At 68.9% G+C, this 25,016-nt stretch carries 25 protein-coding genes; 9 read left to right on the top strand and 16 right to left on the bottom strand.

The genetic code is table 11. The features are described 5' to 3' along the window. The first annotated feature begins 15 nt into the window (after positions 1–15). Together BCM27_RS05750 and menE are read left to right on the top strand one after the other, a co-directional pair. Positions 16–345: a DUF3349 domain-containing protein gene (locus BCM27_RS05750; protein ID WP_004019921.1), complete on the top strand. Its 330-nt coding sequence runs from the start codon at positions 16–18 to the stop codon at positions 343–345. Continuing rightward, positions 342–1,508, top strand: coding sequence for an o-succinylbenzoate--CoA ligase (menE, locus tag BCM27_RS05745; protein ID WP_004019922.1), 1,167 nt, complete (start codon positions 342–344; stop codon positions 1,506–1,508). Before BCM27_RS05750 ends, menE begins: the two co-directional genes overlap by 4 nt. Positions 1,509–1,543: 35 nt before the next feature. Here the strand turns inward: menE and BCM27_RS05740 are convergent, their stop codons facing one another. Then, a complete protein-coding gene (locus BCM27_RS05740; RefSeq protein ID WP_033205365.1) occupies positions 1,544–2,413 on the bottom strand; it encodes a type IV toxin-antitoxin system AbiEi family antitoxin domain-containing protein in 870 nt (289 codons plus the stop codon). Between the two features lie 145 nt (positions 2,414–2,558). Here BCM27_RS05740 and BCM27_RS05735 point away from each other — a divergent pair, with 145 nt between their 5' ends. After that, entirely contained in the window at positions 2,559–3,428 is an 870-nt protein-coding gene (locus BCM27_RS05735) for a 1,4-dihydroxy-2-naphthoate polyprenyltransferase (protein WP_033205368.1), read from the top strand. A 76-nt stretch (positions 3,429–3,504) separates the two neighbouring features. Here the strand turns inward: BCM27_RS05735 and BCM27_RS05730 are convergent, their stop codons facing one another. The 6 genes from BCM27_RS05730 to BCM27_RS05705 form a co-directional block, all read right to left on the bottom strand. Beyond that, positions 3,505–4,362: a Clp protease N-terminal domain-containing protein gene (locus BCM27_RS05730; protein WP_004019926.1), complete on the bottom strand. Its 858-nt coding sequence runs from the start codon at positions 4,360–4,362 to the stop codon at positions 3,505–3,507. Then, positions 4,337–4,636, bottom strand: a complete 300-nt coding sequence (locus tag BCM27_RS05725; RefSeq protein WP_004019927.1) for a hypothetical protein — start codon at positions 4,634–4,636, stop codon at positions 4,337–4,339. The genes BCM27_RS05730 and BCM27_RS05725 overlap by 26 nt, the downstream gene beginning before the upstream one ends. 97 nt (positions 4,637–4,733) lie before the next feature. Next, the gene (locus tag BCM27_RS05720; protein ID WP_004019928.1) at positions 4,734–7,298 is read right to left on the bottom strand and encodes an ABC transporter permease; all 2,565 of its coding nucleotides are present in this window, start codon (positions 7,296–7,298) and stop codon (positions 4,734–4,736) included. Continuing rightward, complete coding sequence (locus BCM27_RS05715; protein ID WP_051987045.1) at positions 7,298–7,927, bottom strand: ABC transporter ATP-binding protein; 630 nt, start codon at positions 7,925–7,927, stop codon at positions 7,298–7,300. Before BCM27_RS05715 ends, BCM27_RS05720 begins: the two co-directional genes overlap by 1 nt. 117 nt (positions 7,928–8,044) lie before the next feature. Continuing rightward, positions 8,045–9,193 (bottom strand): L-cysteine desulfhydrase Cds1, encoded by a 1,149-nt coding sequence (gene cds1 / locus BCM27_RS05710; RefSeq protein ID WP_004019930.1) that lies wholly within the window; start codon positions 9,191–9,193, stop codon positions 8,045–8,047. Continuing rightward, complete coding sequence (locus tag BCM27_RS05705; RefSeq protein ID WP_004019931.1) at positions 9,190–9,567, bottom strand: DUF4229 domain-containing protein; 378 nt, start codon at positions 9,565–9,567, stop codon at positions 9,190–9,192. Before BCM27_RS05705 ends, cds1 begins: the two co-directional genes overlap by 4 nt. 189 nt (positions 9,568–9,756) lie before the next feature. Here BCM27_RS05705 and BCM27_RS05700 point away from each other — a divergent pair, with 189 nt between their 5' ends. The 3 genes from BCM27_RS05700 (at position 9,757) to BCM27_RS05690 (ending at position 10,883) form a co-directional block, all read left to right on the top strand. Further along, entirely contained in the window at positions 9,757–9,981 is a 225-nt protein-coding gene (locus BCM27_RS05700; protein WP_010842012.1) for a BldC family transcriptional regulator, read from the top strand. Between the two features lie 83 nt (positions 9,982–10,064). Next, a complete protein-coding gene (locus tag BCM27_RS05695; RefSeq protein ID WP_004019933.1) occupies positions 10,065–10,283 on the top strand; it encodes a hypothetical protein in 219 nt (72 codons plus the stop codon). 123 nt (positions 10,284–10,406) lie between these two features. Continuing rightward, the gene (locus BCM27_RS05690; RefSeq protein ID WP_004019934.1) at positions 10,407–10,883 is read left to right on the top strand and encodes a helix-turn-helix domain-containing protein; all 477 of its coding nucleotides are present in this window, start codon (positions 10,407–10,409) and stop codon (positions 10,881–10,883) included. A gap of 18 nt (positions 10,884–10,901) precedes the next feature. On the opposite strand, the gene ccsB is transcribed toward BCM27_RS05690, so the two are convergent. The 7 genes from ccsB to BCM27_RS05655 form a co-directional block, all read right to left on the bottom strand. Further along, positions 10,902–11,921, bottom strand: coding sequence for a c-type cytochrome biogenesis protein CcsB (gene ccsB, locus BCM27_RS05685; RefSeq protein WP_004019935.1), 1,020 nt, complete (start codon positions 11,919–11,921; stop codon positions 10,902–10,904). A 20-nt stretch (positions 11,922–11,941) separates the two neighbouring features. Further along, positions 11,942–13,684 (bottom strand): cytochrome c biogenesis protein ResB, encoded by a 1,743-nt coding sequence (gene resB / locus BCM27_RS05680; RefSeq protein ID WP_004019936.1) that lies wholly within the window; start codon positions 13,682–13,684, stop codon positions 11,942–11,944. 11 nt (positions 13,685–13,695) lie between these two features. Then, the gene (locus tag BCM27_RS05675) at positions 13,696–14,538 is read right to left on the bottom strand and encodes a cytochrome c biogenesis CcdA family protein (protein ID WP_004019937.1); all 843 of its coding nucleotides are present in this window, start codon (positions 14,536–14,538) and stop codon (positions 13,696–13,698) included. After that, positions 14,538–15,131 carry a TlpA family protein disulfide reductase gene (locus BCM27_RS05670; RefSeq protein WP_004019938.1) on the bottom strand — a complete coding sequence of 198 codons (594 nt, stop codon included), beginning with the start codon at positions 15,129–15,131 and terminating at the stop codon, positions 14,538–14,540. Before BCM27_RS05670 ends, BCM27_RS05675 begins: the two co-directional genes overlap by 1 nt. A gap of 68 nt (positions 15,132–15,199) precedes the next feature. Further along, positions 15,200–15,826 carry a histidine phosphatase family protein gene (locus BCM27_RS05665; RefSeq protein ID WP_004019939.1) on the bottom strand — a complete coding sequence of 209 codons (627 nt, stop codon included), beginning with the start codon at positions 15,824–15,826 and terminating at the stop codon, positions 15,200–15,202. Then, positions 15,826–17,175: a glutamate-1-semialdehyde 2,1-aminomutase gene (hemL, locus tag BCM27_RS05660; protein WP_004019940.1), complete on the bottom strand. Its 1,350-nt coding sequence runs from the start codon at positions 17,173–17,175 to the stop codon at positions 15,826–15,828. The genes BCM27_RS05665 and hemL overlap by 1 nt, the downstream gene beginning before the upstream one ends. Positions 17,176–17,258: 83 nt before the next feature. Then, on the bottom strand, positions 17,259–18,221 hold the full coding sequence (locus BCM27_RS05655) for an SGNH/GDSL hydrolase family protein (protein ID WP_051987043.1): 963 nt from the start codon (positions 18,219–18,221) through the stop codon (positions 17,259–17,261). A gap of 135 nt (positions 18,222–18,356) precedes the next feature. Between BCM27_RS05655 and BCM27_RS05650 the strand changes: the two genes are divergently transcribed. Together BCM27_RS05650 and BCM27_RS05645 are read left to right on the top strand one after the other, a co-directional pair. Further along, positions 18,357–19,826 carry an NAD-dependent succinate-semialdehyde dehydrogenase gene (locus BCM27_RS05650; protein WP_033205314.1) on the top strand — a complete coding sequence of 490 codons (1,470 nt, stop codon included), beginning with the start codon at positions 18,357–18,359 and terminating at the stop codon, positions 19,824–19,826. An 82-nt stretch (positions 19,827–19,908) separates the two neighbouring features. Beyond that, complete coding sequence (locus BCM27_RS05645; protein WP_004019943.1) at positions 19,909–20,511, top strand: YdcF family protein; 603 nt, start codon at positions 19,909–19,911, stop codon at positions 20,509–20,511. 138 nt (positions 20,512–20,649) lie between these two features. Here BCM27_RS05645 and BCM27_RS05640 read toward each other — a convergent pair whose 3' ends face one another. Continuing rightward, positions 20,650–21,813 carry an acyl-CoA dehydrogenase gene (locus BCM27_RS05640; RefSeq protein ID WP_004019944.1) on the bottom strand — a complete coding sequence of 388 codons (1,164 nt, stop codon included), beginning with the start codon at positions 21,811–21,813 and terminating at the stop codon, positions 20,650–20,652. 170 nt (positions 21,814–21,983) lie between these two features. Continuing rightward, positions 21,984–22,679, bottom strand: coding sequence for a TetR family transcriptional regulator (locus tag BCM27_RS05635; protein WP_004019945.1), 696 nt, complete (start codon positions 22,677–22,679; stop codon positions 21,984–21,986). A 157-nt stretch (positions 22,680–22,836) separates the two neighbouring features. On the opposite strand from BCM27_RS05635, the gene BCM27_RS05630 reads away from it, so the two are divergent. Continuing rightward, positions 22,837–24,930, top strand: coding sequence for an acyl-CoA dehydrogenase family protein (locus BCM27_RS05630; RefSeq protein ID WP_004019946.1), 2,094 nt, complete (start codon positions 22,837–22,839; stop codon positions 24,928–24,930). Positions 24,931–25,016 lie beyond the last annotated feature (86 nt).

The following is a 25,016-nucleotide window of genomic DNA, read 5'->3' as shown; positions in this document are numbered from 1 at the left end:
TGATCGGAGACACCCGTGGACCGCCCGACGCTTCTGCAGAAGGTCATGGAGTGGTTGCGCGCCGGCTACCCCGACGGCGTCCCACAGACCGACTACATACCCCTCGTGGCATTGCTGCGCCGCCAGCTCACCGACGACGAGGTGACGCAGGTCTCCGCGGAGCTGGTCCGCGAGTCCGCCCCTCCGCCCGAACCGATCTCCCGGGTCGACGCCGGGGTCAAGATCACCCATTACACGCACGAACTACCGCATGAGGACGACATCTCGCGGGTGCGCGCACACCTCGTCGCCCGCGGGTGGCCGTTCAGCGACGATCCTGGTTCGACCGACGGGGAACCGTCGTGAGAACCCTGCGACCGCTGCCCCTGCCGTCGACACCCGCGGTCCTCGACCGCGTCGACGATCTGCGGGCGATCCTCGACGGCTCGTCGGCCTTCCTACCCGTACCCGACGACGCCCGCGCCGCTTCCGAACTGGGGTCGGCCCTGCACGCGGACACACCGATCGACGATCCCGTGTCCCTCGTCGTCTCGACATCGGGATCGACGGGCACCCCCAAGGGTGCGCAGCACTCCCCCGCGACCCTCGCCGCGTCGTCGCGGGCCACCGCCGACCACCTGGGCGGGCCCGGGAACTGGTTGCTGGCGCTCGCACCTCACCACATCGCCGGTCTGCAGGTCCTCCTCCGCGCGCTGACGGCCGGGCAGACGCCGGTTGTCCTGGACATGCGCGCCGGTTTCGATCCCGATGTGTACGCCCGTGCCGTACGCGACTTCGACGGCCCGCGGCGATACACCTCACTGGTTCCCACCCAGCTCGTCAAGGTTCTCGACCATCCCGACGCCACATCCGCCTCGCGGACGCTCGACGCGATCCTCGTCGGTGGCGCGGCGACCCCGAAGCCGTTGTGGGACAGAGCAGTCGACGAGGGGTTGCCGATCGTCGCGACGTACGGAATGAGCGAGACCGCAGGCGGTTGCGTCTACGACGGGCAGCCCCTCGACGGCGTCGCGGTCCGCATCGCCGATCCGGCACCCGACGGGGTGGGACGGGTCCTGCTCGGTGGTCCCGTCGTGGCCCACGGATACCGCAATCTGCCCGACCATCCGGCCTTCGCCGAGCCGGGCTGGTTACGGACCGACGATCTCGGGGTCCTCGACGAAGCCGGGCTGCTCAGCATCGTCGGCCGGGCCGACGAGGCCATCTCGACCGGCGGGCTGACCGTCGTACCGCAGGTCGTCGAGGCCGTGATCGCCGACGACCCGGCGGTCGCCGAATGCGTCGTCGTCGGGCTCCCCGACGATCGGCTCGGCGAGGCGGTGACCGCGTTCGTCGTGGTCCGTCCCGGAGAACGGCTCGACGTCAACCGTATTCGCGGATCGGTCACCGAACGACTCGACCGATACGCGGCACCCCGGCGGATCGTCGAACTCGACGCGCTCCCCCTCCGCGGGCCCGGCAAGTACGACCGCCGCGCGTTGCGGACCCGCTTCGGTTCCCAGACGTAGTGCGTCGTTGCGCTGAGCGCAACGAAGTACTACATCTACCCGCAGGTCGCGTGCCGGATCGTTGTCACCACGTACTCGGCTCGGTCGCAGAGGTCACCCCACGTGAAGTTCAGCACCGTCCAGCCGGCCGCGATGAGTGCGTTGCGTCGAGTCCGGTCACGCTGGAAGGTGGCGGCGTCGCGGTGAAACGCGAAGCCGTCGATCTCCACCGCCACCATCCGATCCGGGAAGGCGAAGTCGATCTCGTACCCGCAACTCGGATGGTTGGCTGCCCAGCCGCTGAGACCCGCGCCTCGCATCACCTCCACCGCGAGACGCTCGGCAGCAGACCGCGCACCGGTCTCGAGCAGCGCGATCAGGGCACCCATGTCGGCCGCGCCGATGCAGCGTCGTCGACGCCCGTAGGCCTCGACGAGACGCTCGACCGTGGTGCGCCGCTGCTGCAGAGCAGAGTCGATGACCTCGACGCCGCCCGCCAGCGCGCCCTCCAAGGCGGACAGCGCAACCCCGGTGACCGGGAGACCCTCTCGGACAGAAACATCCGCGTCGTCGAGAGCACGATTGAGGATTCGCACTCCCGCCACCGGACGCCCGTGACGTCCGCGGAGTGCGGTGACCGTCGGCGTGACGGGCGGGGCATCGACGATCCCGTGCCACCACGCCGCAGCGAGCCCCGAGAGGACCGCGTGGACACCGACGGCCAGCGTCGCGGTCCGGATTCGCGAGCGGTCGGTCTCAGGATGGTCGGCGAGTCGGTAGATGCTGCGATGCACGGATATCCACTCGCCGGCCTGCACCCGACGGTGCACCGTCGACCGGTCGATGCCATGCGCGCGCGCATCGGCCGCGGTGACCACACCATCCTGGCCAAGGGCCAGGTTCCGAAATTCCGCCGGAAGTCGCATGGAACTCAGACGCAACGGCACCGCAACTGGTTCCATCGCTCGACGACCCTCGCAGATGTAGTGTGTCGTCGCGCCAGACGCAACGAAGCTCTACACCTGCCGGGCCGCCGCCGCACCCGTCCGACCCCGTGACACGATGAACTCCGTGGCTACCCCTCAGCAGTGGATCCAGGGCGCTCGCCCACGCACGCTCCCCAACGCGATCGCGCCGGTCGTGGCCGGTGTCGGCGCGGCGCTGCACTCCGGCGACGTGACGTGGTGGAAGTCCGTCCTCGCGCTTGCGGTGGCCGTCGCGTTCATCATCGGCGTGAACTTCGCCAACGACTACTCCGACGGTGTGCGCGGAACCGACGACGACCGCGTCGGCCCGATGCGCCTGGTCGGGTCGGGGGCGGCGTCGCCGAAGGCGGTGAAGACCGCCGCGTTCCTGTGCTTCGGGATCGGCGCGGTCTGCGGGCTGGTCCTCGCGATCGCGACCGCCTGGTGGCTCGTGCTGGTCGGGGCGATCTGCATCGCCGGCGCCTGGTTCTACACCGGCGGCAAACGCCCTTACGGATACGCCGGGTGGGGTGAGGTCGCGGTGTTCACCTTCTTCGGGCTCGTCGCGGTCCTCGGCACCCAGTACGTCTCCTCGGGCCGCGTCGACTGGGTCGGACTCGCCTGCGCGGTCGGCATCGGCGCGATCTCGAGCAGCGTGCTGGTCGTCAACAATCTCCGAGACATCCCGAGCGACACCGAATCCGGCAAGATCACGCTCGCCGTCCGCCTCGGCGACGCCCGGACCCGAATCCTGTTCGCGGTACTACTCCTGACCCCGCTCGCGATGAGCGTGGTCCTGGCGTTCGCGACTCCCTGGGCGCTGCTCGGACTGGTGACGTTCCCGCTGCTGTGGCAGGCCTACACACCGGTGCGGACCGGTGCCGCCGGTCCCGCACTGATCCCGTCGATCGGTACGACCGGCAAGGCGATGCTCGCGTGGGCGGTCGTCACGGCGGTCACGCTCGCGCTCACCTAGGCCGGGCCCGCGACGCGGATGAGCCCGCCGCACCAGTTCTCGTGCGACGGGCACATCCGGAATGCGTTGTCCGCGATCAGACCTGGGCCTCGACGTCGGGCAGGCTCGCCACGACGGCGGCGCGGAGTTCCGCGGCCGTGGTCGCGGACCCGATCAGCGCCTGTGACGCGTCGTCGGCCGTGTCGATGATTCCCAACAGGAGGTACTCGGCGCGGAGGCGTCGGTCACCTCGTTCGCGCGCGATCTCCATGGCTCGGCCGAAGGCGTCCCGGGTGTCGGTCGCGAAACGCGGCCGGGAGCCCCGGCCCCGCGGTCCGCGCCGGCCGCGACCCGGCTCCCACAGTCCTTCCCCGGCGAACGGTCCGCCCGGACCCGGGCCGAAACCCTGGCCCCAGGGACCGGGACCGAAGGGGCCCGGTCCGAAACCCTCGGGACCGCAGTCGGGCCGGGGGCCGCGACCGCGACCATGGCCGTGCCGGTGCCCGTGGCCCCGACGTCCGTCCCCACCGCGTCCGTCCCCACCGCGTCCGTGACCACGACCCCGGGGACCGCGCTCGGCGCGCTCGCCCCAGCCGTCGGACAGGTCCTCGCCGAACCGCCCGCGCACCGCCTCCCGGACCTTGTCGAGGTCGATCCCGATGCTGCGCAGGGCCTCTCGGTCCTCCTCGTAGCGTTCTCGACCCGACTCGTCGTCGGTGGTCGCCGCGGTGTCGGATCGATCCGCATGCTCGTCGTGGTACTTCCGTACCGCCTCCCGAGCCGACGACAACGTCAGACCCTGGTCGGCGAGCAGCGCGAACAACGGGCTGCGGGCATTGCAGAGCATGCCCAGGATCAGGTGGTCGTTACCGAGTTGCCGGTGACCCAGGTCGCCGGCCTCCTGCGTGGCGAAAGCCAGCAGCATCTTGTCATCGCGACTGATTCGCTCGAACATCTGTGTCTCCTTCCGGCCCGCTCGCGCGGGCCTCACGTTGTGAGTGCTTCTGATGCACGGCCTGTCGGCTGATCTGCAGCACTTCTGCGATCGCCTGCCAGCTCCACCCGTTGGCACGGGCGTTGGCCACCTGCACGTCCTCGAGTCGGTCGGCCAGGGTCCGCAGGGCGCGTACCGCGGCCAGACCCCTCGCCGGATCGCCGCTCGCGGCGTCTCCGGCCAGCTCGGCGCTCGATGCGTCGGGTGCGGTGTCGGTGCTGTGGTCGTCGCGCATGGATGTCAGGTTATGTTGACATCCGCCCTATGTCAAGAATTGTTGACGAGCGGGGTGCGCGCCATCCGCTTCTTCGCGTATCCGGGACCGGAGCGGACTACTCGTTCTGGATCGACTCGCTGATGTTCATCCGACCGGCACGAACCGCGGGAACGAACGCACCGACCAGGCACAACGCCACCGCGATGCTCACGAAGAGCAGAGCTGACGGTCGTGGCGAGTACAGCACGGTCAGCGACGTCGTGATGGTCAGGATCTGGTTGCTGAGCAGATGCATGGCGGCACCGAGGACGACGCCGACCACCGACCCGACCAGGGCGACCGCGCCCGCCTCGGCGAGCACCGTGCGGGAGACGAACCTGCGGGAGGCGCCCATCGCCCGTAGGACGCCCAGTTCGCGGCGTCGTTCGAGGACCGACAGCAGCAACGTGTTGAGAAGTGCGATCGCGGCCGCGCCGGCGACGATCCACTGGATCGCGACCGCGAATGCGCCCGCCTGCTCGACGGTGGCCTGGGTGGCCGCGAGGGCCTCGGCGCCGCTGTAGACACTGATCGGTTTGTTGCCCGTCGTCGGGACGCCTGTCACCAACGACTCGAGGTCCCGGCGGACGACATCGGGGTCGGCATCGGGCGAGGTGATCACCTGCAGGTAGGTGTCACCGTCGCGATCGAACCACTCCCCCAGCAATTCCTGGGACATCGCCGCCACTCCGGAGTCGAGCGAGACGTAATCGACGGTGTCGCGCACGACCGTCTGCCGTGGGCCGTTGGGGGTCGCGAGTTCCACCGTGTCGCCGGTGGTCACGTCCAGCGCACGGGCGAGGACGTTCGACATCAGGATGCCGTCGCCGGCGAGGACGCTCGCCACCGCTTCCGGCGACGCCTTGCGCATGAACGGCGCGCGCGAACCCGGCTCGAGCCCTTGCACATTCGCCTTGCTCTCGCCGATGTTCACCGCGGCCCACTGACCGCCGATCACCTCGGTCACGCCGGGAACCGCCGCCACGCGTTCGGCCAGCGCCGCCGGCAGGATCGGCCCGAGGGGCAGGCTCGCGGCCGACGTCGACGACACGTAGAAGTCCGGGTCCCCCAGTCCGTCGAGCGATTTCGACATCGAGGAGACCAGGTTGTCCAGCGCTCCCGATGTCCCCATCCCGACGGCGATGGCCACCGCGACCGTCATCAGGGTCGCCCATGCGCGCCGCGGGGCACGCTCGGTGTTCACCGAGGCGAGCTGTCCGGGACCGCCGAACCAGCGCGCGACCCGAACCACCGCCCAGGCCAACGGTTTCGACAACGCGAAGCACAGAAGCAGTGCGCCGACGAGATAGAAGACCCCGGCGACGATGGCCGGCCGCCCCGGCACGGTCGACACGACCACCCACGACGCGATGAGACCGGCGACGCCGAACACGGCGGCGATCACCACCGCGGGACCACGACGCGACGCGGAGTCCGACACCTCGACGGGAGCCATCGCCTCCACCGGTGAGACCGCGAACACCGCCCGCGCGGCCAGCGTCGTGGCCGCGACACACGCCACCACACAGGCGATGACCGCGGCCGCGGGCGCGTAACCCGGCAAGTGATAGTCGATGACGGTGCCGACGGAGTCGGCGGGCGGTTCGGGCAGGCTGCTGATCACGGCCCGCCCGGCCAGGATCCCGAGCGGAATGCCGAGTACACCCCCGACGAGACCCATCAGCGCGGCCTCGCCGAGCATGTCGCCGACGAGGTGAGATCGCTTGGCGCCCAGCGCACGGATCATCGCGAGCGACCGGCGCCGCGAGGCCACCGCCATGTTCATCGTGTTGAACACCAGGAAGGCGGCGATCACCAGAGACACCAGCGAGACCAGCAGCGTCGCATCGCGGGTCACCGAACTCGCGACCTCGGCCTGCTTGGCGCGGAAGTCGGGATCGACGACCACCGCGCGACCGTCCACGATGCCCTGCACCTGCGAGCGGACCGCGCCCACGTCGGCGCCGGGTTCGGTCACGACGAGGATCGAGTCGAGCCGGCCGTCGAGTCCGGCGAGTCGTTGCGCGAGATCGACGTAGGCGAAGAGGAAGCGGCCGTTGTTGAGACCGGCGGCCTGCTCGTTGTCGACGACCTCGAGCACCTCGACCTCGATCCCGTTGACCGTCAACCGGTCTCCGCGCTCGAGACCGAGGCCGGGACCGACGAAGACGCCGGTTCGCAGGCGATCGAGATCGACGGTCCCCGGACCGGCCCCGGCTCGCTCCTGCTGCAGGGCGCCTCGCAGGCTGCCCGAGAGCTGGGTGACCCGCTGATCGGAGCCGAGCAGCGGTACGGCGGAGCCGTCGACGACGACCGACCCGCGGATCATCGGCACGACGGCGGCCGCCGCATCGACATCGCGTCGGATCTCGCCGGCCAGCGACTCGTCGATGCCGGTGTCGGTGATGCCGGCGACCTCGATGTCGGCGACCCCGGACACCGCATTGTTGAAGTCCCGCACCGATTCCGACGCCGACCCGTACGTCCCGAGCACCGCGATCAGCAGCGCCGACGACACGACCACCACCGCCAGCGAGGTGAGCAGGCGCAACCGGTGGGTGCGGATCTCGCGGAGGTTGAGCAGCCGGATCCGCGTGAGGCCGGCGACCAGGGCGGACGCCGGGGAACCCCGTCCCGCCACTAGGCGATCTTTCCGTCACGGACCGTGATGGTGGTATCGGCGACCGCGGCCGCCTTCGGATCGTGGGTCACCATCACCACCAACCGGTCGGGGGTGTCGTGGGCGACCTCGGAGAGCAGTTCGAGTACCGCCTCACCGGTCTTGGAGTCCAGGTTGCCGGTCGGTTCGTCGGCGAGCAGGATCGTCGGGTCCATGATGAGCGAGCGGGCGATCGCGACTCGCTGCATCTGACCGCCGGACAGCTCCGAAGGCCGGTGATCGACCCGATCGCCGAGACCGACCCGCCGAAGCAGTTCCACCGCACGAGGTTTCGCCTTGCGCAACGACTGGTTGTCCAGCAGGCGCGGCAGTGCGACGTTCTCCCACGCCGACATCGTCGGCACGAGGTTGAAGAACTGGAAGATGAACCCGACGCGATTGCGCCGGAACTCCGAGGCGGCGGTGTCGTCGAGCGCGCCGAGGTCGACCCCGTCGATGCTGATCCGCCCCGATGTCGGGGTGTCGAGCGCTCCGAGCACGTGCAGCAGGGTGCTCTTGCCCGCGCCCGACGGGCCGACCACCGACACGAACTGGCCGCCGTCGATCGAGAGGTTCAGACCGTCCAGGGCGCGGACCCGTTCGTCGCCCATCTGGTACTCGCGCACCAGATCGACCGCCTCCACCAGGGCACTTCCGGTGCCGGGCGTACGCCCGGGTTCCTTCGACACCCCCGGATCGTAGCCCACCCGCGGCGTCCGGCCCGGGTCTCAGGCGGTCCAGCGACCGGTGGCGAAGAACTCGTCGAGCACCGCCTCGGCGGGGCCGAGGGCGAACGCGTTGGCGGCCAGCCAGTCGTCGTCGAAATAGGTGGTCGCGTACCGGTCCCCGGAGTCACACAGCAGCGTGACGATGCTGCCCGGCGTACGCGCCGCGACCATCTCGGCGACGAGCGAGAAGGCGCCCCACATGTTGGTGCCGGTGGACCCGCCGACGCGACGGCCGAGGAGATCGCTGACGCGGCGGGCGGTCGCGACGGACGCCTCGTCGGGCACACCGATCATGCGGTCGATGACCTGCGAGATGAACGACGGCTCGACCCGCGGGCGCCCGATCCCCTCGATGCGCGAGCCGGTCTCGGCGGTCAGTGTGCCGTCGGCCGACTCGTAGGCGGGCAGGAACACCGAGTTCTCCGGATCGACGACTGCCAGCCAGGTGTCGTGGCGTCGGTACCGCACATATCGGCCCAGGGTCGCCGACGTGCCACCCGTACCGGCCCCGACGACGATCCACGTGGGCACGGGGTGTTCTTCCTCGGCCAGCTGGGCGAAGATCGACTCGGCGATGTTGTTGTTGCCGCGCCAGTCGGTCGCCCGCTCGGCCATCGTGAACTGATCGATGAAGTGGCCGCCGAGCTCGGACTCGAGACGCAGCGCCTCGGCGTAGACCTCACCGGGATGGTCGACGAAATGGCACCGCCCGCCGTGGCGTTCGATCAGCGCCGTCTTCGCGGGCGAGGTGCTGCGCGCCATGACCGCGATGAACGGCACGCCGATCAACTCGGCGAAATAGGCCTCGCTGACCGCCGTCGACCCCGACGACGCCTCGATCACCGGCGTGCCCTCGACGACCCACCCGTTGCACAGCGCATAGAGGAACAGCGAGCGCGCCAGCCGGTGCTTCAGCGATCCCGTGGGATGGGTCGACTCGTCCTTCACGTAGAGGTCCACGCCGACCTCGCGACCCGCGTCCCCGGCGGGCCCGGTGTCCTCGGATTCGGTCCAGCGCGACCATGCGGGCAACGCGACGCGGAGCAGATGGGTGTCGGCACTGCGTCGGCCGTCGGCCTCGATGAGGCGGATGGCGTTCTGCGTCCAGGCGCGGTCGGCGCGGCGGTCGACGAGCCGCGTCGGCCTCACTTGTCGCCGCGGAGCCGTGCCTGCAGATCGTCGTGCTTGGACCGGCGACCGGCCTCGAGCGCCGCGATCTCGCTGTTCACCTTGAGACGCAGGGTCTTGAACAGGACCATGCCGAGCGGAAGAGCGATCAGCACACCGAACACCGCGGCCACCAGGAAGGGCACCTCGACGTCGACCAGGCGGCCGCCGACCATGATGATCACGACGACCGCGGTGACGAGCAGCAGCCGCGCGAACGTGTACAGGAACAGTGCGACCGCCAGGGTCATCGGACGCCCGCCCGCCTGAGGCGCGGTGTCCGCGGCGGTCGATGTGGGGGTGGCCTCGTCGGGCGTGGCCTTCTTGCCTGGGGTGGGGTCGTGCGCTTCACTCACCCCCTCAGCGTACTGGGCGGTCGTCGCGCTCCCGCAGGTCGCGGGCCTTTGCACGCTCTTTACCTCCCGCTGACGGTTCGAGTACCTGGGCGATTTGCGTGTATTCATGAAGAACTCATCCACCACGTGCAGAGCCGCTTCGCCAGCTTCGGCGCACCGACCGAGCACTCCAACACGCCAGGGGGAACCATGACCAGCATCGAGACCGCACCGCCCGCCACCTACATCACCCCGGGACTCGCCAGCCAGCACACGCTGACCCCCGGCCAGGTCGCCGCGATGTTCAACGTGAACCCCAAGACGGTCGCGCGCTGGGCGAGCTCGGGCATCCTCGGCTCGATCCGCACCCCGGGCGGTCATCGACGCTTCCGCGAAGAGGACGTCGTCGCGCTGCTCAACCGCCGCACGCACTGATCCGCGGGTCCGGCCCGCTCGCCGCCGGGCGTTCGCCCTGACCTCGCAGGCATCTCACGTACGCTGGACGACGGGAGGTTGTCATGATCTATCTGTTCGCCGTTCTGGGTCTGCTCGCCATCGGTTTCCTCATGTGGCGCGCCTTCGGACCCCACTCCGACGAGTCCGGTGACACCCCCTCGTCCGGCCTCCGCCGCCCCCGTCCGCGCGGCCCTCTCGGCCCCGACGACGACCCCGATTTTCTCCGCGACCTCGACAATCGCACCCGCGGCACCAACGGCACCGACGGGGACGAGATCTGAGGCGTGACGCTCGGCAGAAAAGCTGAGACCAGGTTCAGAACGTCTCTGCGGAACATACCCATGGGTAGGGTATCGTCCACTTCACCATCGATTCCCCGATGGCTGATCCGAGAGAAGGCGCCGTTGAACCCGGGACGATCTCCGCGAGGGACGTCGACCGACGACGACCTGAGCTTCGCCGAGAAGATCGGTTACCTGTTCGAGCACAGTCGTGACGAGAACGGCATTCGATATACCGGCAAGAAGATCGCCGAGAAGGCCAACCGGCTCGGCTACTCGCTGTCCGACGCCTATATCTCCCAGCTACGCACCGGCAAGGCCCGCACCCCGTCGTTCCGGACGGTCGAGGCCATCGCCCGCGCCTTCGACGTGAGCGTCACGTACTTCCTGTCGAACCCCGACGAGGATCTCGAACGTGTTCGGCAGCAACAGAATTACGTCGAGATGCTCCAGGTCACCGGCAGCCATCTGTCCGGGATCGACATGGGTTCGCTCTGCCCGGACACCATCGACGCGCTCATCGATCTGCTCAAACTGGTCAAGGCGCAGGCGCTGGCCAAGAAGGCCGAAGAGAACACCCCGAGCGACACCCCCGGCTGACCGCGCCGGCCGAGCCTCCTACAGACCCGCGTAGGAGTGCAGGCCCGACACGACCAGGTTGATGATGAACAGGTTGAACAGCATCGCCACGAATCCGGCGACGTTGATCCAGGCCGCGGCGTTGTTACGCCAGCCCGCTGTCGCGCGCGCGTGCAGGTAGGCCGCGTAGATCACCCACGCGATGAAGGACACCGTCTCCTTGGGGTCCCAGCCCCAGAACCGGCCCCAGGCCGCCTCGGCCCAGATGGCACCGCAGATGACACCGAGTCCGAAGAGCGGGAAGCCGATCACCACGCACTTGTAGGCCAGCCGGTCGAGTTGTTCGGCCGACGGCAGGTGCTCGACGACACGACGGACCGCACCGGCGAGACCCGGCCGGGTGGAGACCGCGGCGGAGTCGTCGGGCGAGTTCGCCGCCCAGCGCATCTTGATCAGGTAGAGGATGCTCGCGACACCCGACACCAAGAGGATTCCCGACGACACCGAGATGATCGACACGTGTACGGCGAGCCAGTACGACTTCAAGGCGGGCACGACGGGTGCCGCCTGGGTGTAGAGCCACCGGCCGGCGATGAACATCAGCAGGATCACGGGCAACAGCACGAACGAGAGCAGCGGACGGTGTTCGCGCTTGCGCAGGATGACCAGTCCGGCGAGCACGCCCGCGGCACACGTCATCGAGATGAACTCGTACATGTTGCCCCAGGGCGCGCGGTCGGTCGCGATACCGCGCAGCACGATCGACCCGATGTGGGCGGCGAGTCCGACGACCACGACGGGCAGCCCCATGTTGCCGAGCTTCTCACCGAGTGTCCGCCGCGACGACTCGTCGACGCGACCCGGCATCCGGGCCTCCGTCCCGCGCGCACCGGCGTTGACCAGTTGCTTCTGCTCGAGACGCCGGCCCCGGACCGCGGCGAGCGCACCCAGGAACAAGATGACCGCGACGACATAGACCGTCATGGCGGTGCCGTACAGCAGGTCGGAGTACCGCGCGAGCGTCTCGTCGATCGGCATCGCCGGAGCTTCGGAGTTCATGTGCTTCCTTTCGCCGGCTGCTAGAGCCGCCGGGTCGTCCGCCGCGAGGCGGGTGCGTCGGCGTCGCCGGCCACGAGATCGGCCGCCTGCTCGTCGAAGCCCTCACCCCAGCCGGCCTGATCGGTACGCGCCAGCCCGGCAATCTCTACTACAGTACGTCGTTGCCCGTTGTCGTGGCCATCAGCGGCCCGACCATCGCCGTCGGCTTGCGAGCTCGCGGCTGGAACCGGGACCAGCCGCGCCCAGATGCGCCGGCGACGGATCAGCAGCGACACCAGCAGGCCGCCGAGCATCACGATCGAGCTCACCAGCACCCAGACCTGGGCGGGATCGTGCGAGACCTGCACCGACACCCAGCGTTCGTAACCGTCGAAGGTCACCGTCGTGCCGTCGGCCAGGGTGTGGCTCTGGCCGACTCCGAGGTTCACCTGGGCCTGACGCTGGAGACGGCCCTGCTCGATGAGGTCCTGGTCGAGCGAGTAGACGTTCTGGGGCTTGCCGGTGTCGAGACCGGTGTCGCCCTTGAAGATCCGGATGGCGACGAAGGGGTCGTCGGGTTCCGGCGACGACGAGGTCAGCAGCGAACCGTGGAACGACGCGGTCGGCGCGAACAGGCCCTCGAGGGCGATCTGGTTCTTGCGACGGGTGTCGGCGTCGGGATAGAGGCCCGCCGGGGTGTCGAAGCGGGCAGCCCCCGACGACAGCATCGTCTGGAGTTCGTCGGGGACGAACGGCGTCGTCTGCGTGCGCTTCTCCCCGTTGGGGAAGGTCACCGTGAACGTCGGTGCAAAGCCGTTGCCCAGCACGTAGACGCGATCACCCGCGACGCGCAGCGGTTCGTTGACACGCACCGAGGTGGTCGCCCAGCCGGCGGGGTCGCCGAGGTTGCCCACGCTGCCGTCGCTGCCCGCGGCGTACCGAATGGTGGCGTCGTACATGTCGGGCTGGCCGCTGGGCAGGAAGGTCGCCGAGAAGTCGTCGACGCGGAAGCAGAAGGGCGACAGGTCCGTGCCGTCGACCAGGTTGCCGGCGCGGAACGAGTCGTAGACGGCGGTCGAGGTGTTGCACAGCCCCTGCTCACCGTCGGCGACGAGACTGCGGGTGCCCTCGTAGCCGTACATCTTGCCCAGCGCGATCGAGACCAGCAACGCCAGCAGGGCGAAGTGGAAGACGAGGTTGCCGAACTCGCGGAGGTAGCCCTTCTCGGCGGACACCTCGACGCATCCGTCCGGGTACGTTTTGCTCGGCTCGCGGACCACGACCTCGCGTCGCCAGCCGCGCAATCGGCCGTCGATCCGGCGCGCGACGGTTTCGGGGTCGCCGTCGACGGTGTGGGTGACGTGCCGCGGCAGACGGGACAGGTTGCGCGGTGCGGCAACGGGCTTCGCGCGCAGGCTGTGGAAGTGCTCGACCATTCGCGGCGTCAGACAGCCGACCAGCGAGATGAACAACAGCACGTAGATGGCGGTGAACCAGGCGCTGGAGAAGACGTCGAACAGCTGTAGCCGGTCCATCCAGACACCGAGCTGACCGCGGTCGGCGATGTACTCGAGGGTCTTCTGCTCGTTGAGCTCACGCTGCGGGAGCAGCGCACCGGGGATCGCGGCGAGCGCGAGCAGGAACAGCAGGATCAGCGCGGTCCGCATCGAGGTCAGCGAACGCCAGAGGTTGCGCAGCGGCCACAGCAGACGACGACGGGCCCAGTGGGGTTTCGGGGCCGGCTCGGGTGTGTCCACCTGCGGGCGGTCGGTCAGATCGGTCATGGGTCCAGCACTCAGATCGGTAGTTGGGTGTCGGTGACGAAGCGGACCTGGACCCAGACGATGAACTGGTCCCACCAGCCGGTCAGCAGGGCGACGCCGACCCCGATCAGCAGGACCCCGCCGACCACCTGGATCGCGCGGGCGTTCCGACGGAGCCAGCCGAGACTGCGCAGGGCCCACGCCGAGGAGAACGCCAGGATCACGAACGGAAGCCCGAGCCCGAGGCAATACGCGACGATGAGCGTCACGCCCTTGGCCGCCGTCGACCCCTCGGTCCCGCTGACGGTGGCGATCACCGCGGCCAGGGTCGGTCCGAGGCACGGTGTCCAGCCGAGCGCGAAGACCGCACCGAGCAACGGCGCCCCGACGATGTTCGAGACCCGCCGCGGCTCGAAGCGGACCTCGCGCTGCAGCGCCGGGATGAGACCGATGAACACCAGGCCCATCGCGATGGTGACGACACCGCCGATGCGTTGCAGCAGTTCACGATTCAGCACGAAGGTGCTCGTCACGCCGAGGACGGTGGCGGTGGCGGCGACGAAGACGACGGTGAAGCCGAGGACGAACAGGCCCGCCGCGAGCGCGACGCGCGAGCGGCCGCTCTTCGCGCTCTCGCCCACCTTCACCGCGGGCGCCTCCGCCCCGACGAGACCCGCGAGGTACGACAGGTAACCCGGGACGAGCGGGACGACGCACGGAGAGGCGAAGGACACGAGTCCGGCGAGCAGGCAGGCGGCCACGGCGAGTAGAAGCGGTCCGCTGGAGACGGTGTCGGCGAATGTGTCGCCGATCGACGACGCGAGCATCAGGGTCGCCGGTTCCGAGGTGGACGGCTGCAGGGTGGACGCGAGCATCACACCGACCCCGCCGGCTCGGCCGCGACGCGCTTGACGACCTCGTCGAGCTCGTTGTCGGAGATCGCCTTCAGGAACACCGCCGCCGGACGGTGCTCCCGATCGAGCACGATCGTCGTCGGCACCACCGAGGTGGGCGTGGTCAGCGCGGCGAGCGACATGCCCGGGAAGTCGTAGATCGACGGGAATCCGACGTTGCGGTCGATGACGAAGTCCTTCGCGGACTCGCGGTCGTCACGCAGGTTGATGCCGAGGAACTCCACCCCGTCGGCGCGGTTGCGTTCGTAGACGCGCTCGAGGTCGTCGGCCTCGCCGCGGCAGGGGCCGCACCATGATCCCCACACGTTGACGACGACGACCTTGCCGGCGAAGCGGTCGTCGGACAGCGACAGCGGTTGCCCGGAGACCAGGTCTTCGCCGGTGACATCGGCGATCGGCTTGCGCTCGTCGGGCACATAGGTGATGACGGTCTGTCCGCCCGGCGAGACGAACTGGAAGGTGTTCCCCTGCGCGACCGCGTCGTCGCCGGTGCTGCAGCCGGCGATCAGCATGACCAGGGCCGACAACATCGCCGGCAGGAGGAACTTGCGCACTACGTCAGACCTTCACTTCTTTTTCTGTCGCCGGGAGCGCAGCGAGCGGGACTTCTGTCACAGCCGGCTCACGCACCGGTGGCGAGCGGGTCCGAGGCCCCGGCCGGTTCGGAGTAGATGATGTCGACGAGCGCGTCGTCGTCGTAGATCAGGCTGGTCAGCGAGGCCAGCGAGCACTGCCGGCGACGCGGGTCGTGCCACAGACGCTGACCTTCGAGAAACCGGCGCAGCGTGTAGACGGGCAGCTGGTGACTGACGCAGACGGCTTCGTGTCCGCGGGCCGCGTCGCGCGCCGTGTTGGCCGCGGCGAGCATGCGGTGCGCGAGCTGGATGTAGGGCTCACCCCAGGACGGTGTGAACGGGTCACGCAGCTTCGGCCAGTGCCGCGGTTTGCTCAGCGCACCGTCGCCGACCGAGACCTTGAGGCCCTCGAAGACGTTCTCGGCCTCGATGAGGTCGTCGTTGGTCAGGATGGGGACGCCGTGTGCGGCGGCGATCGGCGTGGCCGTCTCCTGCGCACGTTGCAGCGGCGAGGCGAACACGGCTTTGACGTCGTGGTCGGCGAGCGCGTCGGCGACCTTGCGTGCCTGTGCCTGGCCGTCGCCGGAGAGGCGGAAACCGGGCAGACGGCCGTAGAGGATGCCGTCCGGGTTGTCGACCTCTCCGTGGCGCATCATGTGGACGATCGTGTGCATCAGGCGTTGTCCCCCGGTGTGGCTGCGGTCGCGGCCGCCTGCGCTGCCGCGGGCAGCGCATCGGCGATCTGCGAGAAAGCATCCTCGTCGAGCGCCGCGGACACAAACCAGGCCTCGAAGGCGCTCGGTGGTGCGTACACGCCGCGCTCGAGCAGAGCGTGGAAGAAGGGCGCAAACCGCCAGGTCTCGGTGGCCGAGACGCCGGCGTAGTCGACGATCGGGATCTCCGGGTCGGTAGTGAAGAACACACTCAGCAGGCTGCCCGCCTTCTGCACGCGGTGGGCCACCCCGGCCGCGGTCAGGGCCTCGTGCAGCAGCGCCCCGAGCCGGTCGGCGTTGGCGTCGAGCGTGCGGTAGACCTCGACGTCGGCGTGGCGCAGGGTCGCGAGCCCGGCGGCGACCGCGACGGGATTCCCCGACAGCGTGCCGGCCTGGTAGACCGGCCCGGTCGGCGCGAGCCGTTCCATCACGTCGGCCCGGCCGCCGAACGCGGCGGCGGGCAGTCCCCCGCTCATGACCTTGCCGAAGGTGTAGAGGTCGCCGGCGACGCCCTCGAGCCCGTACCAGCCGCTCGGGCTCACCCGGAAACCGGTCATGACCTCGTCCATGATGAGCAACGCGCCGTGGCGTCGGGTCAGGTCGCGCAGTCCGGCGTTGAAACCCTCCACCGGCGCGACCGCGCCCATGTTCCCGGCCGCCGCCTCGGTGATGACGGCGGCGATGTCGTCACCGAACTCGGCGAAGGCGTCGGCGACGGCGGCGAGGTCGTTGTAGGGCAGGACGAGGGTGTCGTGTGCCGACGCGCCGGTGACACCGGGGCTGGTCGGCAGGCCGAGCGTGGCGACGCCGGAACCCGCGGCGGCCAGCAACGCGTCGACGTGACCGTGGTAGCAGCCGGCGAACTTGATGATCTTGGAGCGGCCGGTGTACCCGCGGGCGAGCCGGATCGCCGACATCGTCGCCTCGGTGCCGGAGTTCACCAGCCGGACACGCTCGACGGGATCGACGCGGCCGATGATCTCCTCGGCGAGTTCGATCTCGGCCTCGGTGGGCGCACCGAAGGACAGACCGCCGGTGGCCGCCTCCCGGACCGCCTCGACGACGGCCGGGTGTGCGTGTCCCAGGATCATCGGACCCCACGAGCTGACGAGGTCGACGTAGTCGTTGCCGTCGGCGTCGGTGAGCCGGCACCCGGCCGCCGAGGAGATGAAGCGCGGGGTCCCGCCGACCGCGGAGAACGCGCGCACCGGGGAGTTGACGCCACCCGGGATGGCCTGCGTCGCACGGGTGAACAGCGCGGCGGAGGCGGCCGTTCCGGGAGCAGGCGTGGCAGCAGCGGAAGGAGTCACGGCCTACAGTGTTCCAAACGGCACCGGGTGACCCAAATCCTCGCTGGTCAGAGGTGTCGGAACGTGGTCGTGCGGTGGCCGGACTATCCCGCGAGCGCCTTGCGCACCTGCTCGGCGATCGCCGCCTGCCCCTGCTCGTTGGGGTGCACCGCGCCGGGGCCCGCCGTGGTCATCGGCTCGATCCACCGTTCGTCGCCGGCACAGGCGTCGTGACCTTCGGACACCTGGGACATGTCGACGAACTCCACCCCCGCGTCCTCCGCCGCCCGCCGCCCGTAGGTGTTCAGCGCCGTCTGCAGTTCGCGGATCATCGGCACGTCACCTTCGGCGAGACGCATCTCGGGGTAGCAGCCGACGGTCGGCGGCAGCAGCCACGGGTAACCGGTCAACAAGATCCGGGCGTTCGGCGCGCGGTCCCGGACGTCGCGCAACGCCTGCCGGACCGCGGGGTAGATGTCGGCGGCGACCGGGTCGATCAGCGAACTCCCGTAGCGATCGGTGCACGGCGCCCCCGAGCGGTCGACGTCGGCGAGTTCGCTGCAGAGCCGGATCGCCCGGCCATAGGTCTGCTCGTCGTTGCCACCGATCATCAGCGTCACCACGTCGGTGTCGTCGTCGAGGGCGTCGAGCTGCGGCGGTACGCCCTGGTGCTGCGCCTCCCGGAAGTCGTCGGTGTCGGCGCCCGCGCAGCTGACGTCCGTGAGGTCGAAGTCCTCGTCCACGGCGACGATGTGCGCGTAGTTCTTCGACGACCGCTGGCAGTAGATCGGTGAGTCCGCCTCGAGCGGGCGCACCCCGGTCCCGGCGCTGAAACTGTCGCCGAGGTTGACGTGCTTCGTCGACCGTGCGTTGTTCTCCGTCGACTGTGCAGGCGTTTCCGTCGACCGTGCGGGCGTTTGCGTCGACCGTGCAGGTGTTTGCGTCGACTGTGCATCGTTCTGCGTCGACTGTGCGCATCCGGCGAGGACGGTGCCCGCCACGAGCAGCACGAGTCCGGACCGGATCAGTCGCCGTGGACGTCGATCGCCGAACCTGCGTGCGTTCATCCCGCCATCCTGCGTGCGGCGGAGCCCGTCGGCAACCATCGACCAGTCCCCGGCCCACGCGAGTAGCGTGGTGCGCCGAGGGGACCTCCGCTCCGGGCGGAGTCCCGCAGCCGAGTGACGAGGATGTGAATGCGCATGAGCGACAAGGAGATTCTCGACCCGCAGGCCGTGCTCGACGGCGTGCCCACCGGACTCTGGATCGACGGCCGGTCCACCCCGGCCGCCGACGGCGCGACCTTCGAGGTCTACGACGCCGCAACCGAGGAATCGCTCGTCGCGGTCGCCGACGCGGGAGTCGTCGACGCCCGTGCCGCGCTCGACTCCGCGGTCGCCGCATCCGCCGACTGGGCGGCCACCGCACCGCGCGAGCGCGGCGAGATCCTCCGCCGGACCTTCGAACTGCTCACCGACCGCGCCGACGACATCGCGATGCTGATGACGCTCGAACTCGGCCGCGCCCTGCCCGACAGCCGGGCCGAGACGACCTACGGCCTGGAGTTCCTGCGCTGGTTCGCCGAAGAAGCCGTGCGCGTGGGGGGCCGATTCAGTCCGGCACCGGCCGGCAACGGGCGCATCCTGGTGGCCCACCAACCGGTCGGGCCGTGCCTGGCGATCACCCCGTGGAACTTCCCGCTCGCGATGGGGACGCGGAAGATCGGCCCCGCGCTCGCGGCAGGCAACGTCATCCTCGTCAAACCGGCCCGCGAGACACCGCTGACGATGCTCGCGCTGGCCGAGGCCTTCGCCGAGGCCGGCCTCCCGCCCGGCGTGCTGTCGGTCCTGCCCACCACGTCGAGCGGCGACGTGTCGTCGACGCTCATCACCGACGACCGCATCCGCAAGATCAGCTTCACCGGTTCGACGCCGGTGGGCCGCAGCCTGCTCGGCCAGGCCGCCGATCGCGTTCTGCGCACATCGATGGAACTCGGGGGCAACGCCCCGTTCCTCGTCTTCGACGACGCCGACATCGATGCTGCCGTCGAGGGCGCATTCGCCGCCAAGATGCGCAACGGCGGTGAGGCCTGCACCGCGGCCAACCGATTCCTGGTGCAGTCCGGCGTCGCCGAGGAGTTCACCGAGAAGCTCGTGGCGAAGATGTCGGAGGTCCGCATGGGCCCGGGGTACTCCGACGGGGTGACCCTGGGACCGTTGGTGAACGCCGATCAGCGGGACAAGGTCGCCGAGGCGGTCGAGCAGGCCGTCGCCGACGGCGCCCGGGTGCGGTTGGGTGGTGAACGTCCGGAAGGTCGAGGCTTCTTCTATCCGGCAACGGTTCTCGACAACGTCGACCCGTACGCGCCGGTGACACGCGAGGAGATCTTCGGCCCCGTCGCGGTGATCAGCACCTTCGACGACGAATCCGCCGGCATCGAGGCGGCGAACTCGACCGAGTACGGCCTGGCGTCGTACTTCTACAGTCGCGATCTCGAGCGCTGCATGCGGGTCGCGGAGCGTCTGGACTCAGGCATGGTGGGGGTGAATCGAGGCGTGATCTCCGACGCCGCAGCGCCGTTCGGCGGGATCAAGCAGTCGGGGATCGGGCGCGAGGGCGGTAGCGAGGGCATCGACGAGTACCTCTCGGTGAAGTACGTCGCCCTGACGTGACGGTGTTACGTATGTGACTAGTGATGCAGGTGTTATCGATCTGATACCTGCACGGCCGTACTGATCCCTACACTCGGTCACCATGCGTCGTAGAACCCTCACGACCGCGGCTGCCGCGACCGCGATCGCCACCGCCGCTTCGGTGGCGATCGCGGTCGCACCGTCGGAACCGGTCGCGAATGTCCAGAATGCCGCGGTCAGCACCGATTTCGGCAGTGTCGATCTCGGCAGCTCCGAACTGGGAACACCCAACAGCAACTTCCTGTGGCAGAGCCCGGGAACCCGCTACATCGTCGTACTCGGTGCCAAGTTCGGCGTTCTCGGCCAGACCCCGGACGTGCTCAAGCGCCGCCTGAACGTGGCGGCCAACCTGGGCAAGAAGCACCCGTTCAACCGCATTATCGTCTCCGGCGGCGACACCCACTGGCTGCCCGTCACCGAGGCCCAGTTCATGAATCTCGGCCTCATCCGTCGCGGAATCCCCATGTGGCAGATGGTGAACGAGGGACGGTCGACCTCGACCGTGCAGAACGCCCACTACACCGTCGGCATGCTCAAGGCCATGGGCGCCAACGGCGCCATCATCGTGACCAACGGCTTCCACATGGAGCGTGCGATGAAGAACTTCCGCGACGCGGCCCGAAACCAGCACGCCCGCATCGAGTTCCGGTCGGCGTACGCCTAGCACCTCACGGACACCCTTCCCGCGTCGCCAATTCCGTGCCGCTGATTCGATCCCATCAGCGGGACGGAAACGGCACCGCGGGAACACAGCTCGCCCCGCCGGCCGAAGCCGACGGGGCGAATCCGTGAGTCGGGGCGATCAGCGCAGGAGCGCGCGGCTCATGACGACGCGCTGGATCTGGTTGGTGCCCTCGTAGATCTGGGTGATCTTGGCGTCGCGCATCATGCGCTCGACCGGGAAGTCGCGGGTGTATCCGGCGCCGCCGAAGAGCTGCACGGCGTCGGTGGTGACCTCCATCGCGACGTCGGACGCGAAGCACTTCGACGCCGACGAGATGAAGCCCAGGTTCTTCTCGCCACGCTCGGCGCGAGCGGCCGAGGTGTAGACCATGAGGCGCGCGGCCTCGACCTTCATCGCCATGTCGGCGATCATGAACTCGACGCCCTGGAACGAGCTGATCGGCTTGCCGAACTGCTTGCGGTCCTTGACATATGCGATCGCCTGGTCGAGCGCACCCTGCGCGATGCCGACGGCCTGCGCGCCGATGGTCGGACGGGTGTGGTCGAGGGTCTGCAGCGCGGTCTTGAAGCCGGTGCCCTCGTCGCCGATGATGCGGTCGAGCGGGATGGTGCAGTCCTCGAAGTACAGTTCTGCGGTCGGCGAACCCTTGATACCGAGCTTCTTCTCCAGCGGTCCGACGGTGAAGCCGGGATCGTCCTTGTGGACCATGAACGCGGAGATGCCGTTGGCCTTCTTGTCGGCGTCCGTCACCGCCATCACCGTGTACCAGGACGACTTGCCGCCGTTGGTGATCCAGCACTTGGTGCCGTTGAGGACCCAGTTGTTTCCGTCTTTGCGTGCGCGGGTCTTCATCCCCGCGGCGTCGGAACCGGCCTCGCGCTCGGACAGTGCGTACGACGCCATCGCCTCGCCGGAGGCGATCCCGGGCAGCACCTGCTGCTTGAGCTCGTCGGAGCCGTTGAGGATCAGGCCCATGGTGCCGAGCTTGTTGACGGCGGGGATCAGCGACGACGACGCGTCGACACGGGCGACCTCTTCGATGACGATGCACGCCGCGATGGAGTCGCCGCCCTGGCCGCCGAACTCCTCGGGCACATGGATGGCGTTGAATCCCGAGGCGACGAGGGCGTCGAGCGCCTCCTGCGGAAACCGCGAGTTCTCGTCGACGTCGGCGGCGTGGGGCTCGATCTCCTTCTCGGAGAGCGCACGGATCGCCTCGCGCAGCGCGATGTGCTCTTCCGGGAGCTCGAAGACGTTGAAGTCGGGATTTCCGTAACCCATGACAACTCCTCACGGCACCTGCGGTGCCTGTTCGTTCCCGGCACGCGTGTACCGGCAGATGTTGACGACCAGTGCAGCACGGCACTCAGTGCCATGTCAATCCGCACGAACCCTTACCCGGCCGATTGTCCTCGAATCCGCGGCCATTGTCCCGCAGCCGTTCGTCGGGCTCAGCCCTCCCCCAGCTCTTCGGCTACGCGACGTGCGACTTCGGCCGGCGGAATGCCCGCCGGGTAGGTGACGACGGTGACCTGTCTGCCCGATTCCACCACCGGCGTCGACACAGTCCCAGCACGTGCGGCACCGAGTGCCACGGCCACCCGTTCCAGCTCCACGCGCAGACGTTCCGGCGTGGCCCCGGCGTCGCCGCGGATCATCTGCCGGAGAAGGAAGTTGTGGGTGCCGGTGACTGCCGCCACATAGGCCACCACGTGGACCGGCGACTCCTCGGGCAGGCGTGCACGCAAGAACTCCTCGAAAGCGCCCTGATAGCGATAGGTCGTGACCAGTTCCCGGTCCCGCAGCGCCGGCACCTCCTGGACCACCTGCGCCCGACGCACCGCGAGTTCGCGGTCCCGGACGAAGTGGCCGAAGACCAGCTCCGCGGCGGCGCACACGGCCAGCCACGGGTCGTCGTCGCCGGTGGCGAGCCGGTCGCCGACCTGCGTCAGCAACGACTCGTGGTCGGCGAAGATCACATCCTCTTTGGATCCGAACTGCCGGAAGAACGTGCGACGTGACATGCCGGCGGCCGCGGCGAGCTGTTCGACGGTCGTCGACTCGTAGCCGTGCTCGCTGAACAACCGGATGGACTCGGCGACGACGCGCATGCGGAACGCGCCCGGATCGGTGTCCACGACTGACATGGATCAAGTATCACCACACCGCGGCGGAGTGGTCGGCAGACCGGCCCCGAAAAGGCGGTTCGGCGCCGACCCGTACCGCGGATGGCGATCATTACTCGTCAGTAGCAGGCGCCACAAAAGCTAGGTCCGACGCCGGGTCACTACGTACGGTGGAGCCATGGCAACCCCCACCGCCCCCTCCGAGAAGACTCCGGCCGAGAAGAGCTCGGACGAGAAGACCCCGTCGACGACGAGCCCGACTCCCATCGCCACCGAACCGACGGTCGACGACCCGGTGACGCCGGCCTCTGTCTCCGCCGACGACGAACTGTCCGCGGACGAGCGGGCCCTGCTGGTCGACAATCTGCGGTTCGTCCTCGACGGTCGCTGGCGGACGACGAGGGAGACGGTGCGGGCGAACTCGAATCGCGCCGACCTGCTGCCCGATCCGGCTCGGACACTCGACGAGGCCCGCGCCCACACCCTCGAGGTGATGCGCGATCTGGCCTCCCAGGGTTTCGCAGCCGCCGGTTTCGCCGAAGACCACGGCGGCAGCGGTGACATCGGCGTGTCGATCACCGCCATCGAGATGCTCGGCTATGCCGACCTGTCCCTCATGGTGAAGGCGGGTGTGCAGTGGGGCCTCTTCGGCGGCGCCGTCGAGAACCTCGGCACCGCACGGCATCACGAGAAGTACGTGCCCGGGATCATCGACCTGAGCGTCCTCGGTTGCTTCGCGATGACCGAGACCGGGCACGGCTCGAACGTCCAGGCCATCGAGACCACGGCGACCTACGACCGCGATGCCCGCGAGTTCGTGATCAACTCCCCGACCCCGTCGTCCCGCAAGGACTACATCGGCGGCGCCGCCGCGCACGCCCACTACGCCGCGGTGTTCGCACAGCTCGTCACCGGCGCACCCGACGAGGAGGCCGAAGGCCGTGGCGTGCACTGTTTCGTGGTGCCGATCCGCGACGAGGACGGCAACGACCTGCCCGGTGTCACCACCAGCGACTGCGGATACAAGGGCGGACTCGCCGGCGTCGACAACGGCCGGATCATGTTCGACAACGTCCGCATCCCCGCGGAGAACCTGCTCAACCGGTACGCCGACGTGGCCGAGGACGGCAGCTACAGCTCGCCGATCGAGAACACCAACCGTCGCTTCTTCACCATGCTCGGCACGTTGATCCGTGGTCGGGTGAGTGTCGCGGCGACCGCAGGCGCCGCCGGCCGTAAGGCGCTGGCGCTGTCCACCCGCTACGGACTGATCCGCAAGCAGTTCGAGGCGCCCGAGGGCACCGACGAGATCACCGTGATGGATTACCTCGGACACCAGCGAAAGCTGTTGCCCCTCATCGCCAAGTCGTACGCGATCGGCTTCGCGCAGAACGAGATCGTCGACGAGTTGCACGAGGTCCAGTCGGTCGCACCCGACGACTCCGACGCCGGTCGTCAGCGCCAGCTCGAGGGCCAGGCCGCCGGCCTGAAGGCCTACGCGACCTGGCACGCCTCCCACGCCATCAATGTCAGCCGCGAAGCATGCGGCGGCGCAGGCTATCTCGATGAGAACCAGCTGTCGATCATGCGCGGCGACATCGACGTGTTCACCACCTTCGAGGGCGACAACACGATCATGACGCAGCTGATCGCGAAAGAACTGCTGTCGGCGTACTCCGAAGACGTGCAAGGACTCTCGGCCGGCGGCTGGGTGCGGTTCATCGCCGGGATGGCACGTGATGTGGTGGCCGAGAAGACCGCGGTCCGGCAGGTCGTGCAGACCCTGCTCGACGGCTCCGACGAGGACACCGAGAAGTCCGCGCTCACCGACCGCAGCACGCAGATCCGACTGTTCCGCAATCGCGAGGACCACCTGGTCCGCACGTGCGCGCAACGACTGCGCCGCGCCCTCGACGACGACAACGACGCCTTCGAGGTGTTCAACAACGCGCAGGACCACCTGCTGAAGGTGGGCCACGCCCACATCGAGCGTGTTGTGCTCGAGGCCTTCGTCGAGGCGATCGAGAACTGCGATTCTCGTTCCGCGGCAGATCTTCTGGGCAAGGTGTGCGATCTGTTCGTCTATTCGGCGCTGGAGGACGACCTGTCCTGGTTCCTGATGCACCGGCACATCTCGGTGGAGCGCGCGAAGGCCATCCGGCGCGGGGTGAACGAACTCTGCCAGGAGCTGCGCCCGCACGCTCGGTCGCTCGTCGACGCATTCGGTGTCCCCGAAGAACTGCTGCGCGCACCCATGTTGCAGAACGGCTGAACCCGCTTCACAACCACTGCGGCCACCGTCGAGGAGACGGTGGCCGCGGTGCGTTCCGGGCCGGTGTTTGCCCATCGGCACAGCGG

It is taken from the genome of Gordonia terrae (assembly GCF_001698225.1).
GTDB classification, from domain to species: domain Bacteria; phylum Actinomycetota; class Actinomycetes; order Mycobacteriales; family Mycobacteriaceae; genus Gordonia; species Gordonia terrae.
This window is presented reverse-complemented; position numbering and strand designations above follow the sequence as displayed.

Bases quoted from the DNA above. Each gene is read 5' to 3' on its own strand.
- BCM27_RS05655 (WP_051987043.1), bottom strand. From the start codon at position 18,221: ATGAACGCACGCAGGTTCGGCGATCGACGTCCACGGCGACTGATCCGG.
- BCM27_RS05715 (WP_051987045.1), bottom strand. From the start codon at position 7,927: ATGGGCGACGAACGGGTCCGCGCCCTGGACGGTCTGAACCTCTCGATC.
- BCM27_RS05630 (WP_004019946.1), top strand. From the start codon at position 22,837: ATGGCAACCCCCACCGCCCCCTCCGAGAAGACTCCGGCCGAGAAGAGC.
- BCM27_RS05730 (WP_004019926.1), bottom strand. From the start codon at position 4,362: ATGTTCGAGCGAATCAGTCGCGATGACAAGATGCTGCTGGCTTTCGCC.
- BCM27_RS05740 (WP_033205365.1), bottom strand. From the start codon at position 2,413: ATGCGACTTCCGGCGGAATTTCGGAACCTGGCCCTTGGCCAGGATGGT.
- BCM27_RS05665 (WP_004019939.1), bottom strand. From the start codon at position 15,826: ATGCACACGATCGTCCACATGATGCGCCACGGAGAGGTCGACAACCCG.
- BCM27_RS05695 (WP_004019933.1), top strand. From the start codon at position 10,065: ATGATCTATCTGTTCGCCGTTCTGGGTCTGCTCGCCATCGGTTTCCTC.
- BCM27_RS05725 (WP_004019927.1), bottom strand. From the start codon at position 4,636: ATGCGCGACGACCACAGCACCGACACCGCACCCGACGCATCGAGCGCC.
- BCM27_RS05650 (WP_033205314.1), top strand. From the start codon at position 18,357: ATGAGCGACAAGGAGATTCTCGACCCGCAGGCCGTGCTCGACGGCGTG.
- BCM27_RS05700 (WP_010842012.1), top strand. From the start codon at position 9,757: ATGACCAGCATCGAGACCGCACCGCCCGCCACCTACATCACCCCGGGA.
- BCM27_RS05645 (WP_004019943.1), top strand. From the start codon at position 19,909: ATGCGTCGTAGAACCCTCACGACCGCGGCTGCCGCGACCGCGATCGCC.
- BCM27_RS05640 (WP_004019944.1), bottom strand. From the start codon at position 21,813: ATGGGTTACGGAAATCCCGACTTCAACGTCTTCGAGCTCCCGGAAGAG.
- ccsB (WP_004019935.1), bottom strand. From the start codon at position 11,921: ATGAACTCCGAAGCTCCGGCGATGCCGATCGACGAGACGCTCGCGCGG.
- BCM27_RS05635 (WP_004019945.1), bottom strand. From the start codon at position 22,679: ATGTCAGTCGTGGACACCGATCCGGGCGCGTTCCGCATGCGCGTCGTC.
- BCM27_RS05675 (WP_004019937.1), bottom strand. From the start codon at position 14,538: ATGCTCGCGTCCACCCTGCAGCCGTCCACCTCGGAACCGGCGACCCTG.
- resB (WP_004019936.1), bottom strand. From the start codon at position 13,684: ATGACCGATCTGACCGACCGCCCGCAGGTGGACACACCCGAGCCGGCC.